18 protein-coding genes and 2 pseudogenes are annotated in these 15,932 nt (G+C 69.4%); 11 read left to right on the forward strand and 9 right to left on the reverse strand.

Annotated elements, in window-relative coordinates; all coding sequences use genetic code 11:
* Window positions 1-160: 160 nt before the first annotated feature.
* Window positions 161-1,120: a HEAT repeat domain-containing protein gene (locus tag ACFVJX_RS10560; RefSeq protein ID WP_384126653.1), complete on the reverse strand. Its 960-nt coding sequence runs from the start codon at window positions 1,118-1,120 to the stop codon at window positions 161-163.
* A gap of 66 nt (window positions 1,121-1,186) precedes the next feature.
* Between ACFVJX_RS10560 and ACFVJX_RS10565 the strand changes: the two genes are divergently transcribed.
* Both ACFVJX_RS10565 and istB read left to right on the forward strand, forming a co-directional pair.
* Window positions 1,187-1,675, forward strand: coding sequence for a hypothetical protein (locus ACFVJX_RS10565; RefSeq protein WP_384126597.1), 489 nt, complete (start codon window positions 1,187-1,189; stop codon window positions 1,673-1,675).
* Window positions 1,672-2,460: pseudogene (gene istB / locus ACFVJX_RS10570) on the forward strand (IS21-like element helper ATPase IstB). The gene ACFVJX_RS10565 and the pseudogene istB overlap by 4 nt, the downstream one beginning before the upstream one ends.
* An 82-nt stretch (window positions 2,461-2,542) precedes the next feature.
* Here the strand turns inward: istB and ACFVJX_RS10575 are convergent.
* Window positions 2,543-2,881 carry a hypothetical protein gene (locus ACFVJX_RS10575; RefSeq protein WP_384126598.1) on the reverse strand — a complete coding sequence of 113 codons (339 nt, stop codon included), beginning with the start codon at window positions 2,879-2,881 and terminating at the stop codon, window positions 2,543-2,545.
* A 436-nt stretch (window positions 2,882-3,317) separates the two neighbouring features.
* On the opposite strand from ACFVJX_RS10575, the gene ACFVJX_RS10580 reads away from it, so the two are divergent.
* The 4 genes from ACFVJX_RS10580 (at window position 3,318) to ACFVJX_RS10595 (ending at window position 4,746) form a co-directional block, all read left to right on the forward strand.
* A complete protein-coding gene (locus ACFVJX_RS10580; RefSeq protein WP_384126600.1) occupies window positions 3,318-3,557 on the forward strand; it encodes a hypothetical protein in 240 nt (79 codons plus the stop codon).
* 138 nt (window positions 3,558-3,695) lie between these two features.
* A complete protein-coding gene (locus ACFVJX_RS10585) occupies window positions 3,696-4,025 on the forward strand; it encodes a hypothetical protein (protein ID WP_384126602.1) in 330 nt (109 codons plus the stop codon).
* Complete coding sequence (locus ACFVJX_RS10590) at window positions 4,022-4,240, forward strand: hypothetical protein (protein ID WP_384126603.1); 219 nt, start codon at window positions 4,022-4,024, stop codon at window positions 4,238-4,240. Before ACFVJX_RS10585 ends, ACFVJX_RS10590 begins: the two co-directional genes overlap by 4 nt.
* 20 nt (window positions 4,241-4,260) lie before the next feature.
* Window positions 4,261-4,746 (forward strand): TniB family NTP-binding protein, encoded by a 486-nt coding sequence (locus ACFVJX_RS10595; RefSeq protein WP_384126604.1) that lies wholly within the window; start codon window positions 4,261-4,263, stop codon window positions 4,744-4,746.
* Window positions 4,747-4,752: 6 nt separating this feature from the next.
* Here the strand turns inward: ACFVJX_RS10595 and ACFVJX_RS10600 are convergent, their stop codons facing one another.
* Window positions 4,753-5,373, reverse strand: a complete 621-nt coding sequence (locus ACFVJX_RS10600; RefSeq protein ID WP_384126606.1) for a TetR/AcrR family transcriptional regulator — start codon at window positions 5,371-5,373, stop codon at window positions 4,753-4,755.
* Window positions 5,374-5,470: 97 nt separating this feature from the next.
* Between ACFVJX_RS10600 and ACFVJX_RS10605 the strand changes: the two genes are divergently transcribed.
* The 5 genes from ACFVJX_RS10605 to ACFVJX_RS10625 all read left to right on the forward strand — a co-directional run bounded on the left by ACFVJX_RS10605 (window position 5,471) and on the right by ACFVJX_RS10625 (window position 9,507).
* Window positions 5,471-5,905, forward strand: coding sequence for a VOC family protein (locus ACFVJX_RS10605; protein ID WP_384126607.1), 435 nt, complete (start codon window positions 5,471-5,473; stop codon window positions 5,903-5,905).
* Entirely contained in the window at window positions 5,902-6,330 is a 429-nt protein-coding gene (locus ACFVJX_RS10610; protein WP_384126608.1) for a heme-binding protein, read from the forward strand. The genes ACFVJX_RS10605 and ACFVJX_RS10610 overlap by 4 nt, the downstream gene beginning before the upstream one ends.
* Window positions 6,331-6,401: 71 nt before the next feature.
* Complete coding sequence (locus tag ACFVJX_RS10615; RefSeq protein ID WP_384126610.1) at window positions 6,402-7,247, forward strand: HpcH/HpaI aldolase/citrate lyase family protein; 846 nt, start codon at window positions 6,402-6,404, stop codon at window positions 7,245-7,247.
* Between the two features lie 46 nt (window positions 7,248-7,293).
* Entirely contained in the window at window positions 7,294-7,833 is a 540-nt protein-coding gene (locus ACFVJX_RS10620; protein ID WP_384126611.1) for a cupin domain-containing protein, read from the forward strand.
* A 171-nt stretch (window positions 7,834-8,004) separates the two neighbouring features.
* Window positions 8,005-9,507 (forward strand): carboxylesterase/lipase family protein, encoded by a 1,503-nt coding sequence (locus ACFVJX_RS10625; protein WP_384126612.1) that lies wholly within the window; start codon window positions 8,005-8,007, stop codon window positions 9,505-9,507.
* A gap of 242 nt (window positions 9,508-9,749) precedes the next feature.
* On the opposite strand, the gene ACFVJX_RS10630 is transcribed toward ACFVJX_RS10625, so the two are convergent.
* The 6 genes and pseudogenes from ACFVJX_RS10630 to ACFVJX_RS10655 all read right to left on the reverse strand — a co-directional run bounded on the left by ACFVJX_RS10630 (window position 9,750) and on the right by ACFVJX_RS10655 (window position 15,816).
* Window positions 9,750-10,106 (reverse strand): MarR family winged helix-turn-helix transcriptional regulator, encoded by a 357-nt coding sequence (locus tag ACFVJX_RS10630; protein WP_384126613.1) that lies wholly within the window; start codon window positions 10,104-10,106, stop codon window positions 9,750-9,752.
* Between the two features lie 79 nt (window positions 10,107-10,185).
* Window positions 10,186-11,318, reverse strand: a pseudogene (locus ACFVJX_RS10635) (IS630 family transposase).
* A 53-nt stretch (window positions 11,319-11,371) separates the two neighbouring features.
* Window positions 11,372-11,755, reverse strand: coding sequence for a hypothetical protein (locus tag ACFVJX_RS10640; RefSeq protein WP_384126615.1), 384 nt, complete (start codon window positions 11,753-11,755; stop codon window positions 11,372-11,374).
* 429 nt (window positions 11,756-12,184) lie between these two features.
* Window positions 12,185-13,318 carry an FAD-dependent oxidoreductase gene (locus ACFVJX_RS10645; RefSeq protein ID WP_384126616.1) on the reverse strand — a complete coding sequence of 378 codons (1,134 nt, stop codon included), beginning with the start codon at window positions 13,316-13,318 and terminating at the stop codon, window positions 12,185-12,187.
* Between the two features lie 270 nt (window positions 13,319-13,588).
* Window positions 13,589-14,764, reverse strand: coding sequence for an epoxide hydrolase family protein (locus tag ACFVJX_RS10650; protein ID WP_384126617.1), 1,176 nt, complete (start codon window positions 14,762-14,764; stop codon window positions 13,589-13,591).
* 602 nt (window positions 14,765-15,366) lie between these two features.
* Window positions 15,367-15,816, reverse strand: coding sequence for a spore-associated protein (locus ACFVJX_RS10655; RefSeq protein WP_384126619.1), 450 nt, complete (start codon window positions 15,814-15,816; stop codon window positions 15,367-15,369).
* Between the last annotated feature and the right edge of the window lie 116 nt (window positions 15,817-15,932).

A 15,932-nucleotide genomic window follows, 5' to 3' on the forward strand; every position in this document is an offset into this window, starting at 1 on the left:
GTCCCCCGAGGGCGCCCCCTCCGGGGACCGAACCCTCGACGTGAACCCTCGACGTGCGGTTCAGCTCGAGAGTCGAGCCTTGCGGTGGGTGGTGGACGCCCCGGCTGCGTGAGGCGGGTGGCAGCTCCGGGCCCGTGCACGCGAAGCCCGGCAAGTGCCGTCACCCTGCGTCGCGCATTTCCAGAACGTATGCCGCGGTGAGCGCGACGGCGCGGTCTTCGTCGTACGAGAGATCCGCGAGGGCGCGTGACGCCGCGGCTCCCGGGATGTCCGCGAGCGCCTGTGCCACCCGGAGGCGCGCGGGCGGGTCAACGGTGACGTGGGCGAGACGATCGACGAGCCCGGCCGCGATCCAGTCCGCCGGTGCGGAGCGGTCCGCCAGCGCGCTCAGCGCATCAGCCGCGTCGACGCCGTTCGTTCCCCCGGCGACCATGTCGACGAGCGTCGCGACGGCGTCGGCCACTCCACGTGCCCCTAGTCCCAGGGCCGCGTACCCGCGGACCACGATGTCCGGGTTCGTGAGGGCATCCCGGAGCAGCGCGGTCGCCACGCCGTCCGGGATCTCGGCGATGGCCTGGACGGCACAACTGCGCACTTCGGCCACCGGCGAGCCGAGGCCGTCCCCCAGCAGCACGAGTCCGCCGTCCCTCGATTGGGCCAGAGCCCAGCGCAGGGCTCCGGCGACATTCGGGTCCGTCTCGCTCAGCGCCGCCTCGACGAGCGCTTCCATCGGCACCGGGACCTCGTCTACCGAGGACAGGGCCGCACGCCGGCGGGTTCCGGGGCTCCTGGACCCGAGCGCCTGGAGGAGCGAAACGGTCTGGAGGACGTCCTCCCAGCCGGCGGGTTCCGCGGCGCCGATCCGGCTCAGCCGTGTGAGCAGGGCCGCCTCTGCCGCAATGCGCTCTCGCGTCCGGCCGATGAGGCCGTCGACGAGCTCCGAGGGCTTGAAGCCGGGATCATCCAGCGCGCGCCCGACCTCGCGCAGCGACAGCCCCAGCGACCGCAGGCTCTCGATGTGGAAGATCCGCTGGATGTCCTCGCTGGAATACTCCCGGTAACCGGACTCGTTGCGCCCGGTTGGGCGCACCAGGCCGAGCGAGTCGTAGTGCCTGAGCATGCGGGCGCTGACGCCGGACCGTCGTGCCACGTCACGCGGCTCGCCGGCCGCGGCGGATCCCGCCTGGTGCTGGACCACTACCTGGAGGCCCTGCTGCGCAAGCCCGGTGCGTTTCCCGGCTCGACCCCGCTGGAGCAGGCCCGCTCCGGCGGCCGGTTCACCCCCGTCCACGACAAGTGGTGGACGGCAGTGCGGGCCGCGCACGGCGAGGCGGCAGGCACCCGCACGCTGATAGAGGTGCTGCTGCTGGCCCGCCACATGGAACACGAACACGTTGTCGCGGGGCTTGCCGCCGCCTACCGGGCGGGCGCGCTGACCGCGGACGCGGTCGCGTTGGAAGCCCGCAAAGCTGCCGAGGGCGAGACCGCCGAGCCGCCCCTGCCGGTCTGGCCCGTGGACCCGGCCTACGGGCCGGCTGCGACGGTGACGCACCTGTCCGACTGGAAGCTGTCCCACCTCCCGCCCGACGACCGGCCGCTGCCGTCGGTGGCCCACTACGACCAACTCCTGCACCGCAGCGGCCGCATGGCCGGGAACGAGAGAGAGGGATCATGACACTGCGCAAGCGCGGCCTGACCGAAGAAGCCGCCATCGCCTCGATCGACCAGGCCTGCCGTCTGCTGCGGCTGCCCTCCATCCGGCAGCAGTTCCACGACCTGGCCGGGGGCGCCGCCCGCGACCAGATGTCCTATCGGGCGTTCCTGGCCGAGCTGCTGATGGCCGAGTGCGACGACCGGGCCCGCCGGCGTTCCGAGCGCCGCATCAAGGCCGCTTCCTTCCCCCGGGACAAGAGCTTGCGGGCCTTCGACTTCGACGCCAACTCCAGCATCGACCCGGCCACCGTCAATAGTCTGGCTACTTGCGACTGGGTCAAGAAGGGCGAGCCGCTCTGCCTGATCGGCGACTCGGGCACAGGGAAGTCTCACCTACTGATCGCGCTGAGCACCGAGGCTGCCATGCAGGGCTACCGCGTCCGCTACACACTCGCCACGAAGCTCGTGAACGAGCTGGTCGAGGCCGCCGACGAGAAGCAGTTGGCCAAGACCATCGCCCGCTACGGCCGCGTTGATCTCTTATGCATTGACGAACTCGGCTACATGGAGCTCAACCGCCGCGGCGCTGAACTGCTCTTCCAGGTATTGACCGAACGCGAGGAGAAAAACAGCGTCGCGATCGCGTCGAACGAAAGTTTCAGCGGCTGAACAAAGACGTTCACCGACCCTCGGCTCTGCGCGGCCATAGTTGACCGGCTGACCTTCAACGGCGCCATCATCCAGACCGGCACCGAGTCCTACCGCCTGGCCCACACCAAGGCCCAGGCTGAACGCGCAGCTATCTGACCGGCCTGCCCCGGACCACCGCTCCTCCGAAGTCATCGAGGTCAGAAAACGCGTGCCCCTCGTGGCGGACCGTCGGAGGGCTTCAGCGTGACCGGGGCCATACGGTTTCGTCGAGGAACTGCTCGATCCCCGTGGCGACCCGGCCGAGCACGGCTGCGGAAGCAGCGAGGGGGCCCGGTACTTCCATCCCGTGACCCGCGCCGTCGACTTCGAGCACGAAAGGCGTGAGCTCGCGCGCGACCTTTCCGTCCCACCACGCGTCCGAGGTTCCTCCGACGAGCATGAACGGAGCTCGGGCGGCGCGGAGTCCCGCCACTACCTGCGGATCGGTGAGAAGCGGGGTCAGCCACACAGCCGGGAAGCCACGTTTGCCGACGAGCGAGGCGGCAGCACTCCCCAACAACTTGCCGACGACGAACACTGATCCTCCGGGAACAGCGGCTGCCGCCTCGTCAAGCACTGGGGTCGCCCGCGGCACGACCCATCCAGCACGCTCCGATGGTTGAAGACCAGCCGGTGCCTCCCACCACGCGCGATGCACCTGCGCGCCGCGGGCCTCTGCGGCCGAGGTCGCAAACAACGGAAGCGGGGCGAACGGGCCGCCCAACCCACCCGGCAGCACAACCACGGCGCGCGGAGACGAAGTATCGATCACAACAGGAGATTACCCTCGGCTGCCTACTGGACGATCTGTCGTAAGGTCATCGTCTGTCGACGCCATAGCGCGGATGACATCAAAACTCACCGACATTGATCATGCCCGTGGAACCAAAACGACTCCCGAAGTCACCGACAAACGACTCCCCTGAGAACTGACACAGCCAGGGTAGCTGGTCATGGTACGTGCGTTAGAGGTCATGTCAGGCGGTTCTGCCGGGCTGCCCGTGACCGGGGTCGAGGTCGCGTACATCGCCCCGGACGGGACGGAGTTGCGGCGCCCGCTGCCGGCGGTCTGGGCGGTTCCCTTCGAGCACGCCCTTCCCGGACGCGCCTTTGCGTCGTACCGCCGACAGCGCAACCTGCCGGGACTGTGGTGGTCGGCGACCACCGGCAGGCACGTCGGGGAGACGAGTCTTGACTGGATCGCGACCAGGTGATGCCGCTGGACTTCTATCCGGCGGTGGTGGGGATCTCCGGCCACGCGGCCAAGAAGGGCCTGTGGGAGGTGCACCACGACCCCTACGACCTCTCCCGCGTCTTCGTCCGCACCACCCGGCGGCTGGATCACCGCACCCTTGGCCAACCTGCCCCTGGTGAACGCCCTCTTCGCGGACTTCACCTGGGACCACGCCCGGCGCATGGCCGCCGCGGCCGGCCTGGACGACTCGAACGAAGCCGACGTCGCGAGCGTCCTGGACGCCCTGCTGACCCGGGCCGAGCACAGATGGGACATCCGCACCGCGCGGGTCCTCGGCCGCACCCGTACCGCCGCCGCACTCCCGGCGCCCGCAGCGGCACCCGAGACCGAGAACACGCCCGACCCCGAGCCCGACTCCACGCCGTCCGCGAAGGTGGTGCCCTTCGAGGTCTTCGACGCCCACGCCGAAGCCGAAAGGTGGCTATGAGCACGCCCGCGGCCACACCGCCGCAGCCGGACACCGACGAACAGGCGCCGCCGGACTCCCCGCTGACGACCAAGGAGGGCTGGCGCCGCTACGTCGAACCACGCGACCATCCCGCCGAAGCTGCTGCCCGCCGCCGAGCGGGCCGCGCTGACCGGCCGGGAACGGACCGGGCGGACGACCGGCGGCGGGAGTATCACGCGGACTGCCACTGGTGAACACCCCGACGATCCGGAAGGTGATCTCCACCGCCCGGCTGCTGATCCAGCTCAACCGCCACCAGGTCTCCGCCCGACGCGGCGTGATCCTCTCCCGCGCCTCCGGCACGGGCACGACGACCGCGCTCACCCAACTCGGGCGCGCGCACGAGCTGGCCACCCGCAAGCGCCACCCGCACAACCGGGCCCGGCTGCCGGTCGTCTATGTCACCGTCCCATCGGCGGCCACACCGAAGATGCTCGCGCAAGAGCTCGCCCGCTTCTTCGGGCTGTCCTTCCCGGCCAGGGCCACCCACACCGACATCGTCGACGCCGTCTGCGCCACCGCCTCGCACGTCCACGTCGACCCAGTCGTGGTGGACGAGCTGCACAACCTCAACTTCGGTCAGGTGGACGCGCTTGGGCCCCGTCCAGGTGGCGGCCGCTACCACCGGCCGCATCTTCAGGCCACCTGCCATGGCCGCAGAGAGCGAGGATCTGGCAGACGACGACTGCGTACTGCATGACGGTTCCTACTGGGCGGCCCGCAGCGGGCCCAAGGCGGCGCCGAAGGCGGTGAGGCCGTGGCCGAGTTGGTCTGCGGGGACATCGGCGGCCAGGTGATGGCAGACGATCAACCCGTGCATCAGCGTGAACACCGTGGCCGCGGCCGCTTCCGGATCGCTGTCGGGGGACAAGTGCCCCTCGGCCTGCCATCGGGTGGCGAGCTCGGTGATGCGCGTACACGTCTCGGTGTACCGGTCGCGAGTGCGCTCGCGCAGGCTCGGATTGCGCAGGGCCTCGGCCCAGGTATGCACGGCGAGCTTTGACAGGTCGTACTCAGGGTTGCTGGTGCGGCTGTGCAATTCACCGACGAGGGTTTCCAGCGTCTGCGCGGGCGTCGGTGTGGGGGTGTCGGCCAGCAGGCGCTCGAAGATGTCGCGGACCCGGATGATGCCTTCCTCAACGGTGGCGTCGATGAGCTCGTCCTTGCTGCGGAAGTACCGGTACACCGCGCTGGAGGACACGCCTGCCGCGGCGATCACCTCATCCATCGAGGTGGCGTGGAAGCCGTTCTCGGAGAAGCAGCGCCAGGCGCTGGCGAGGATGTGGTGGCGCCGCTGGGCGCGGGTTGCATCACTGAGCCGGGGCATGACCGGATTATAAACAGAAACGACTCCTTGCGTTTGAGCGAGAGGCGGGTCTAATGTCGAAGCGTAACGGAAACGTTCGTTTCTTTTTGGAGTGCCCATGTCTCCTCCCGCTCTGTCCGGCCTGCACCACGTGACGCTCCCCGTCAGCGATCTGAAGGCCGGCGCGGCCTGGTACGCCACCGTCCTCACGGGAGAGCGGATGCCTGCGCTGGACCACCATGATTCGGCCGGTGGGCACGTCTCGGCGGTGTTGACGGTGCCGGGACCGGGGGTGCCGGTGCAGTTGCGGCTGGCGCCTGACGCCACGGCCACTGCCGGCGGCTACGCCGCCTTGACTCTCGCCGTTCGCGACCGTTCGGTACTGGATCAGTGGGCAGCCCACCTGGACACTGCGGGCATCACCCACGGCCGCGTGACCGAAGCGCGGGACGCGCTCGGCTTCCACGACCCGGACGGCACCCTCCTGCGCCTGCGCACCGAGCCGGTCGGTGGGCTGACGACGCCGACCCCCACGGTGGGAGGGTCGCTGTGATCACGTGCGAGCAGGCGCAGACCGTGGTCGAACACGCTCTGGCTCACGCCCGGAAGCGGGACTTCCCGCCGATGACGGTGGCGGTCCTGGATGCCGCCGGAAGTCTGATCGCTTTCGCCCGTGAGGACGGCTCGTCCCTGCTGCGCGAGCGCATCGCACGCGGCAAGGCGCTGGGCGCTCTGCACATGGGGGTGGGCAGTCGTGCCCTCGCCGCCCGCGCCGCCTCCCATCCCCACTTCATCCAGTCCCTGACAGTGCTGGCCGACGGCGCACTGGTCCCCGTCCCCGGCGGAGTGCTCGTCCGCGACGCGGACGGCACGCTCGTCGGCGCGGTCGGCGTCAGTGGTCACCTCCCCGACCAGGACGAGGAGTGCGCGCTGACCGGCATCACCGCCGCCAGCCTCGCGGGCGACCCCGGAGCCTGACATCTCCCGCACCTGCACCGGCGGGACCCAGCCCGCACCCCGGCGCATCAGCCGAGAAGAGGAACTGTCATATGACCGGCACAAAAAGCCTTCTGGACCTGCTCGGCCGGAAGGCAGCCCCGGTGGGCATGCAGTGCTTCACCGGCCACCACACTCTGATCGAAGTGATGGGCCGCACCGGCCTCGATTACGTCTGGCTCGACAGTGAGCACAGCGCGGCCAATCCCCGCGCCCTGGAGGACACCATCCGCACCGCGGACGGCGTCGGTCTGATCTCCCTGGTCCGCATCCCCGAGCCCAGCGACACCACGGCCGCCCGGCGTGCCCTGGAAGCCGGGGCCGAGGCGCTGATCATTCCCATGGTGCGCACCGCCGCCGACATCCAGCAGGTCCTGGACACGATCCTGTATCCGCCTCACGGCGAGCGCGGCATCTGCCCCGCCTACCGCGCGGCCGATTACTCGCTCCGGTCGTTCGCCGAGCACGCGGCCACCAGCGACGCCAACGCATACGTCATTCCGCTTATCGAGACCCTGGACGCGCTGCAGAACATCGAGGAGATCTGCGCGATCGAGCAGGTCCGCGTCCTGTGCTTCGCCGCCGGCGAACTCGCCTTCGCGCTCGGTGAGGGATCGGCGATGCACAGCAGCACCAAGGTCAAGGACGCATACAAGAGGGTCAAGGACGCCGCCAAGCGGCACGGCGTGGCCCTGATGGGCGGTCCGATCCTGGACCCCACCCCCGAGAGCTGCGCCCGGGCCATCGAGGACGGCATCCGGGTGTTCTGCCTGGGCCTGGACGTCATGGCTTTCCGCCGTGTGTGCGAGAACACCGTGAGCGCCCTCGACGCCGCCGTCACCGGCACTGGCCTGACCCGTCCCGCCGCCCCGGTCAGCGGCTTTCCCGACCACTTCTGAAACCGTCCCTGCTCCCCACGCCGTCGCTCAAGAACGAGAGGTTCCCGTGCCCGGTATCAAGCGTTACGTCCTCGGCCCCGACCAGAGTGGACGCTCGGCCGTCCTGCATTCCGAGCCCACCAACATCCAGACCAAGGAAGGCTTCTACAGCCGGGCCACCCTCTGGGCCACCCACGAGATTCCCGTCGACAACAGCATCGACGGCGACCGCTCGCTGGCCGACGGCGTCGGCGCCCGCCGCGAGCCGCTGCCCGGCGGCATGCTGGTGCGAGCCCTGGAGCTGTGGCCCGACATGGACCCCGACGAACACCGCAAACAATTCGCCGAACTCAGCGCCCAGGTCAACCAGAAACACCTGCCAAGCATCGCCGACTCCCAGCGCCACCCGACCGTGCACCGCACCGACACCCTGGACTGCATCACCGTCGCCCGCGGCGAGATCTACCTGATCACCGACACCGAAGAAGTCCTGATGCCCCCCGGCGACACCGTCATCATTCGTGGTGTCAACCACGGGTGGAGCAACCGCTCCGACAGCCCCTGCCTGCTCATCGGCACCATGATCGACGCAGCTCCCGCCACCTGACAATCCTCCGCCCCGACGCCGCAAACCAGTTCGCTGCACGGCCTGCGACCAGAAGCCCGCCCGGCTCCGCCGGCCGTGCGACACACCGACCGCGGTGGGAACATCCACCGTCCCATCCGCGGCAACGCATCCTGTTGCCGCGGTTGCCCTCACGCCAATCAAGGACATCTCATGAGCAACGTACGCCTGGAGCACGGAAGGCTCGCCGGCGCCGAACACGACGGCGTCCACAGCTTCCTCGGCATCCCCTACGCCGCCCCGCCCGTCGGCGACCTGCGCTGGGCGCCTCCGGCATCCCTGGCCGCATGGGACGGCGTTCGCGACGCCACCACCTTCGGCAACAGCGCCATCCAGAGCGTCCACACCGACTTCACCCCCGGCTCCCCGGAGAGCGAGGACTGCCTGAACCTGAATGTGTGGACCACCGACCCCGCCCCGGGCGCACGTCTGCCGGTCATGGTCTGGATCCACGGCGGCGGCTTCCTCAACGGCTCCAACGCGATGCCCCTGTGGTCCGGGCAGCAGCTTGCCCAGCGCGGTGTGGTCATGGTGTCTCTCAACTACCGCCTGGGTGCCTTCGGCTTCCTCGCCCACCCCGAAGTGGGCTGCAACTTCGGCATCCAGGACTGGGTGGCAGCCCTCAAATGGGTACAGAGCAACATCACCGCCTTCGGCGGCGACCCGGACAACGTCACCGTCTTCGGCCAGTCCGCCGGCGGCGCCGCCTCCCGCGCGCTGCTGTGCACACCTGCCGCGCGCGGCCTGTTCCACCGCGCCGTCATCCAGAGCGCCGGTTACGAGGACTACGCCGTCGTACCCTCGCCCAGCTACGAGCGCACCACCAAGGCCACCGAGAACATGTTCCGCCACCTGGGCAGCAGCGACTTCACCCAACTGCGCCGCCTGCCCGCCGAGCAGATCCGCGAAGCCTCCTTCGCCGAGGCGGGGGTCATCCCGCCGCCCGGCCAGGTGCACACCCCCGCGAACCTGGTCTGGTACCCGGTCGCCGACGGCCAGGTCATGACGGAGGACTTCTCCGGCTGGGCGGACGACGTGCCCATCATGTTCGGCTGCACCCAGGACGAGGCCCGCCTGTTTCACAAGCCCACCGGCCTGTACGGGCACGAGACCCAGTCTTCCCTCGATCCCGCCGACGTCTACACGACCGAAACCCTGGCCACCATGGCCAAGGCCATCGGCGGCGACCGCGCAGGCGACATCCTCGACCACTTCAACAGCCGCGGGCTCACGCCGTACGAGGCACTGTGCGAACTGGACACCACCGGCGTGTGGCACGAACCGGCGCTGGCCTCCTACCAGCGCTACGCCGCCCTCGGCGACCGCACCACCTACAACTACCGCTTCGCCCGCGTCTCCCCCGGCGCCCGCCGCTCCGGACTACTCACCCCGCACAGCGCGGAAATCCCCTACCTGTTCGGACCCGTTATCGCCGGAGACGACTACGACGCGGCAGACGTCCAAGTCAGCGAAAACGTCCAGCACGCCTGGACCGAATTCGCCCGCACCGGCACACCCCGCAACCCCGACGGCACCCCCTGGCCAGCCTGCACCCCCACCGACCCCCACTTCACCGTCATCGACGATGAAACCAGGGGCATGCCACTAGGGATCACCCCTGTCTGCGAGATGATCAACTCTCAGCGACGCCCGTAACCACAGGCCCTCCCCCGATGGGTCCGCGGGGCACCCGCCGCACGACGAGACTGGCGCCCCGCGCACGTGTCGGCGGACACCGCGCACCGGCCCCCTCCACACTGCCGACCGTGCACCTTCCCAGGGCGGTCGCGGGAGCGACCGATGGTACGGATCTCGCGAGTCACGCTCCGTGGAGAACGTCTGCTGCGCGGCCTCCGGTGGGCGTCGTCGCAGGTGACGGCGCGGGCGTAGGTGATCCTTCAGCGCGGCCACGCTCGCGTCAGCGTCTCGCGAAGTTCCGCCACGGTCGCGGGTCCCAGCCGGCTGCCGAGCTCCTCTTCCAGGGCACGAAGAATTCCCAGGGCGACGTCACGGCGCCGGCATCGGGCGTCGGTCAGCCGGATGAGGGTGCTGCGCGGAAACTCGGGCCCCGCCGTGCTGGTCAGGAGACCTTCATCGATGAGCTGCGTGACGGCGCGGTGCATCGTTTGACGGGTGGCGCCGGCACGGCGGGCCAACTCGGCGATGCTCCGGGACACGTCGTGGCCGAGGTGCGCGAGCACGGTCGTGTCCGCCGGCGTCACGGGGGCCACTTCCGCGGCCTCCAGGCGCGCCACGAGCTCATCGGAGAACCATGGACACCTCGTTCCGCGTCCCCGGGCTGGACCTCAGCGCCGTCGCCTGGCTAGTGCCGCATCAGGCAACGTTTGCCCTGTCGATGACGGTCCGTAGGCGTTGGTCGTTGGCGTGGCGGTTTCGCCAGATGATGTAGCGGCGGATCATGCTGCCCTGCTCTTTGTGGTCGGCGTGGTCGGTGCCGTCGAGGGTGAAGTAGCGCAGGGCGGTGAACTGGGCTTCGATGCGGTTGAGCCAGGAGCTGTTGGTCGGGGTGTAGGCCATCTCGACGTTGTTCGCCGCGGCCCAGGTGCCGACGCGCTGACACTTCTTCGTGGTCAGGTGGGGTGAGAAGTTGTCACTGATGATCGCGATCCGGACCTGGGGCGGGTAAAGGCTGCGGAGATACCGGCAGAACTCCAGGAACTGGGTCCGTCTTTTGACCGGCTTGATGTGGCCATAGAGCTTGTCCTTGGCCAGGTCCAGGGCGGCGAACAGGTGTCGCACCCCGCCGTAGCGGTTGTAGGTGGCCCGGCGTCGTCGGCGGGGTTCGCGGTCGGGGTCCTTGTGCTTGCCGCCCCGTTCGGCCCACTGCCGACCCGGATGCGGCATCAGATTGAGGGGCCCGAACTCGTCCATGCAGAAGACGACTTCGGGTTCACCGTCCTCGGGTACGACCTCGCCGTCGGCGATCGCGTAGAGGTGCTCGACGCGGGCCTTCTTGGCCGCGTAGTCGGGATCGCGGGAGGTCTTCCACGTCTTCAGGCGTTGAAAAGAGACGCTTTCCTCGCGGAGCAGGATGCGCAGGCCCTCGTGGCTGATGTCGTCGACCACCCCTCGGCGACCAGGAAGTCCGCCAGCTTGGTCAGACTCCAGGTCGAGAACGGCAGGTCGTGCTCGGTCGGCTTGGACTTGGCGATCTTCTTGATCTCGCGGCGCTCGGGCAGCGTGAACGTCTTCGGCCGGCCGCCGGAGTACTTCGGATACAGCGAGTCGAAACCGTCCGTGTTGAAGTTGTGGATCACGTCCCGGACGCGGTCGTCGCTGGTGAACGACACCTCGGCGATCCTCGCCACCGGCATCCCCTGCGCGGACAACAGCACCATTTGGGCCCGCCGCCAGGTCACCACCGACCCGGTGCCCCTGCGGATGATCCGCAGCAGCCGTCTGCCCTCGTCGTCATCGATCTCACGGACCTGTACACGTCCAGCCACGTGATCATTCTGGCCCGGCCCGCCGCGCAGGGAACTACCCACGCGGCGGACTACTACGAGGCAAACTTGGTCAGCGCGCGGGTTAGTTCGGCGTCGTACTGATCGGCGTCGAAGTGAAAAACCGGAGGGTGCGCCTCGTCAACGGGTACCTGCCAGTCGGACCACTCCACGATCCCACCGTGACGCTGCACGAACACAGACAAATAGCCACAGCATCCGCCCGTGCACTCGGGCTCACCCAGTACTACACGACGTCCCTCGCCGATCGCCCAGAGTGGCCCCTGACCCTGGGCCGGCAACGCCTCCTCGACAAACGGGCCGCGGCCTCCCTCTCCGATCGCCGCAGCTACCACTTCCTCGCCATCGATCCGGAAAGACAACTGGGCAGCCCATCGGGGTCCCGGTGGCAACACGCTGACCTCAAGCCGATTGAACACCCAGGCACCCTACGTGAGTACTGGCCGACGCAGTTCCGTTCCTACGACTGGATGCGGACGTCTGGCCGACTGCCAGTCGACGCCCGAAGAGGCGAACGTTGCCTGATGCGGCACTAGACGGGCACGGTGCGGCCCTCTATATCGGCGATACCAGCCACGTACGCCCACCGAGCTTCCCGATGCCGATGCATCAGGTCGCACTGGCACAGCTCGGTCTGCCGCTGGTGGACGCCGCAACCTCGCCGACCTCGTCGACACGGCGTCCGGACGAGTCGCCGCCCGTCGGATCGGCAAGGTAGATCTGCATGCTCGTCGGCGGCTCCGTGAACGCACATCTTTCGCCCCGCTGGTCGCCCGCGGCCAGCGCCGCAGCCTCTGTCTGCACCGGCCAATCACCCGGAACACTTCGCCGTCCCCGATGTACATGGTTCACGGGGTCCCGTCGTCTTCGGTGAACGCGCTGATCAGGCTGTGCGGTGTGTTCTCGGCGAAGAGCAACTCGTTGAGCCGGATTCCGTCGGCGGCTGCTTCCGCGCCGCGGGGGAACATGACCTGCTCGTACTCGGTCAGCGCGCTCTCGACGTCGTCCGGGTGCGCGGCGAGGGCCTGGGCGAGTTCGGCTCCGTCGCACATGGCCAGGTTGGCGCCTTCGCCGTTCGGGACGGCGAGGTGCGCGGCGTCGCCGAGCAGGGTCACGCCCGGCACCCGGTCCCACCGGTGCCCGGTCGGCAGAGCGTTGAGGGGGCGCAGGACCGGCGCGGTGTCCGCGTCGGTGATCAGCGCGGTGAGCTCCGGCGCCCAGCCGTCGAACTCCTGCGCGATCCGGGCGGTGGCCGTGTCGGCGTCGGTGAAGTCGATGGCGTCGAACCAGTCCTGCGGCTCGGTGAGCGCCACATAGGCGTGCAGGGTGCCGCCCCTTTCCCGGTGGGCCTGGATCCCCTTGCCCGGTGCGAGCGCCATCATCGACCCGCCGCCGACCGCCTTGGCGGAGGCTGGATGCCGGCTGTCGCCGTCGAAGAGGCAGGTCTCGACGAACGACCGGCCCGTGTACGCGGGTGTGGCGGTGGAGAGCAGTGGCCGTACGCGTGACCAAGCACCGTCCGCGCCGACCAGCAGGCTCGTGACGACGGCGCTGCCGTCGGTGAAGGCCACCTCGTGACGGCCATCGCCGATGGCTCGGGCACCGGCGGCCTTGCGGCCCCACCGGACGGTGTCCGCCGGAAGTGAGTCGAGGAGCATCTGCCGCAGCTCACCCCGCTGTACCTCGGGGCGTCCACCCGTGCCGTCGTCCGGCTCCTCGAACAGCACACCCCCGTCCCGGTCGACTATCCGCATGGCCTGGCGGCCCTCCAGGACGAGGCTTCGGAACTCGTCCATCAGGCCCGCCGCCCGGAGAGCCAGTTGGCCGTTGTAGTCGTGGATGTCGAGCATCCCGCCCTGCGTACGAGCCGTCGGTGAGTCCTCCGCCTCGTACACCGTTGCCCGGATCCCGTGGACATGGAGGACGCGCGCCAAGGTGAGCCCGCCAAGTCCGCCGCCGATGATCGTGACGTCAGTGACCATGATGGTTCCCTTCGTGTGGGATGTCCGCCGAATGAGCACCCGGCTGTTCTCCCGAAGGTTCCAGAACACGCCGACAGCGGACCGACGGCACCGACATATGACCGACATCTCGGCCGCGCCACCCCGTCGCCGCAGGTCAGAGAGGGTGGGCACCCGGCTCGGTGGCTGGTCCTGGACCGGGTTCAGACGCAGCCGGGTCAGACGCTACGTCGTTGCGCCTCGTCAGCCCGTCAGCCCCTCAGCCCCTCAGCCCCTCAGCCCGTCAGCCCGTCAGCCCGTCACCGTCGCCCGGTGCGGCCGGAAGAAGGCACGCAGTTCCTCCGCGTAGAGCTCGGGCTCCTCGAACGGTGCGAAGTGGCCGCCGCGCTCCGGTGCGTTCATGGTCACGAGGTTCGCCGTACGTTCGAGCCACGCCCGTGGCGGGCGGACGATGTCGCCCGGGAAGAGCGAGAACCCGGACGGCACCTCGACCCGGCGTTCGAGCTGCTCGGGAGGGATCGCGGAGTTGGCGTTGTACATGCGCATCGAGGAGCCGATCGTCCGGGTGAGCCAGTACAGCGTGACGTTCGTCAGGATCTCGTCCTTGGTGAAACTCCGCTCGATGTCGCCGTCGCAGTCGCTCCACGCCCGGAGCTTCTCGACGATCCAGGCGGCGAGACCGGCCGGCGAGTCGGTGAGCCCGACGGCAGCGGTCTGCGGCTTCGTACGGTGGAGGGCACCGTAGGCCCCCTCACCAGCGCCCCAGGCCGCGGTCTCCTCGAACCAGGCCCGCTCATCGGGTGTGAGATCCGCGGGGTCGCCGCTGAAGACGGGCAGCCCCCCGTCCATGCGGTGAACGGCCACGACCCGGCCGGGGTGGTCGAGCGCGAGGTATCGGCTCACATGACTGCCGATGTCCCCGCCCGCCGCGCCGAACCGTGGATGGCCGAGGACGTCCATGAGTTCGGCCCACAGGCCCGCGACCGCGATGGAGTCGAGCGGCGGCCCGGTGGGGCGATCGGAGTACCCGTAGCCCGGCATGTCCGGTACCACCACGTCGAAGGCGTCGGCGGGATCGGCACCGTGCGCACCGGGGTCGGTGAGGAGCGGGATGACCTTCGAGTAGCGCCAGAACGAGTCCGGCCAGCCGTGGCTGAGGATCAGCGGCAGAACGGGGCCGGCCGGCGCGACGGCCCGGGCGTGGACGAAATGGATACCCAGGCCCCCGAGCCGGACGCGGAAGCGGGGCAGCCGGGCGAGGGCCGCCTCCTGCGCGGGCCAGTCGAACTCGTCCACCCAGTAGGCGACCAGTTCGCGCAGGTACTCGATGTCGGTTCCGAGCGACCATCCCGCCTCGTCGGGCGCGTCGGGCCAGCGCGTCGCGTGCAGCCGTGCCCGGAGGTCATCGAGCGCGGCCGGATCGGTCCGCGGGCTGAACGGTTCCAGGTCGAGCGGTGCGTCTGGCATGGCACGCATGCTAGGGCCTTCATCTGGATCATGCTTCCCGCCCGCACCCCTCCGTGCGCATACGGGTTCGGGCTCGGGTGCAACCTCCGGGGCCGGCGGGCGTTCTCCCGGGCATGGACGAACACAGCCGGGAGTGCGCTGCCGTCGTCCCGGGTGCCGCCCCCGCCGTGGCGGACCCGGTCGGCGGTGAGTGCGCCCGCGCCTCGCCGCCGATCCCCTGACGGTGGGCATGCCGTCCTGCTGGCCTTCGGGTCGGTGGGCATGGCCCGGTACGTCATCGAGCGGCGCCAATCAGCCGTCGAGCGGGCCGCGGTGGACGAACCCGTCACCGCGGCCGAAGCCATGGAAGCCGGGCCTCACCGGGCGAAGGAGCGCGGCCCCACGGAGCATCCGTGCACCGAGGGCCCCAAAGCGTGGGACACGGACGCGGAATCTCTGCTCGACGCAACCGCCGCCCGCCACCCCCTCCACAGGGTGACGGGCGGACACCACGGGATCCCGCGCCGCCTGCGGCTCGATGACACCCGGCGGCCGTCAACGGCATGACGACCTGACGCCGGGCAGCGGCGACGCGGGATCCCGCGACCGAACGGTGCGCCGGATCAGCGGACTTCGGTGACCCGGTGTTCCTTGAGCGCCGCACAGTTGGAGTTCTCCACCGACACGTACACGTTGTCGATGTTGCCGCCCCAGCTGACGCAGTGGCCCTTGCCGTAGACGTAGGCCGGCCCCGCGTACGACGTGTAGTTGCCGGAGTCACCGGCCCACGCGTCGGTGTCGGGGACGTAGACGTACGTGGCCACGCTCTTGGCCGCACCCGGGTTGGCGCGGATGGTCGCGACGCAGTTCTTGCCGTTCGCGGAGTTGTACGTCAGGTAGACGGTACCCAGGGAGCCGACGGCCACCGAGTTGACGGTCTTGTAGGCGCTGCCGCAGACACCCTGCGGTGTGACATTGGGCGCGGCGGAAGCGGTCGTGGCCAACACGGCCGTGGCGCCCATCACCAGCGTGGTCAACGCTCCGACGGTCGCGACATTGCGCATGCTTCGCATATATCCCCCTTGTGTCCCTGAGAGCGGATTGCTCCCACTTGATGTGACCCACGAACGGCATGGATGGTTGTGCCGGACGTACGCACGGATGCCGGAGGAGCCACACACGAAGCAAC

The organism is Streptomyces sp. NPDC127177 (assembly GCF_042672475.1).
Classification (GTDB): domain Bacteria; phylum Actinomycetota; class Actinomycetes; order Streptomycetales; family Streptomycetaceae; genus Streptomyces.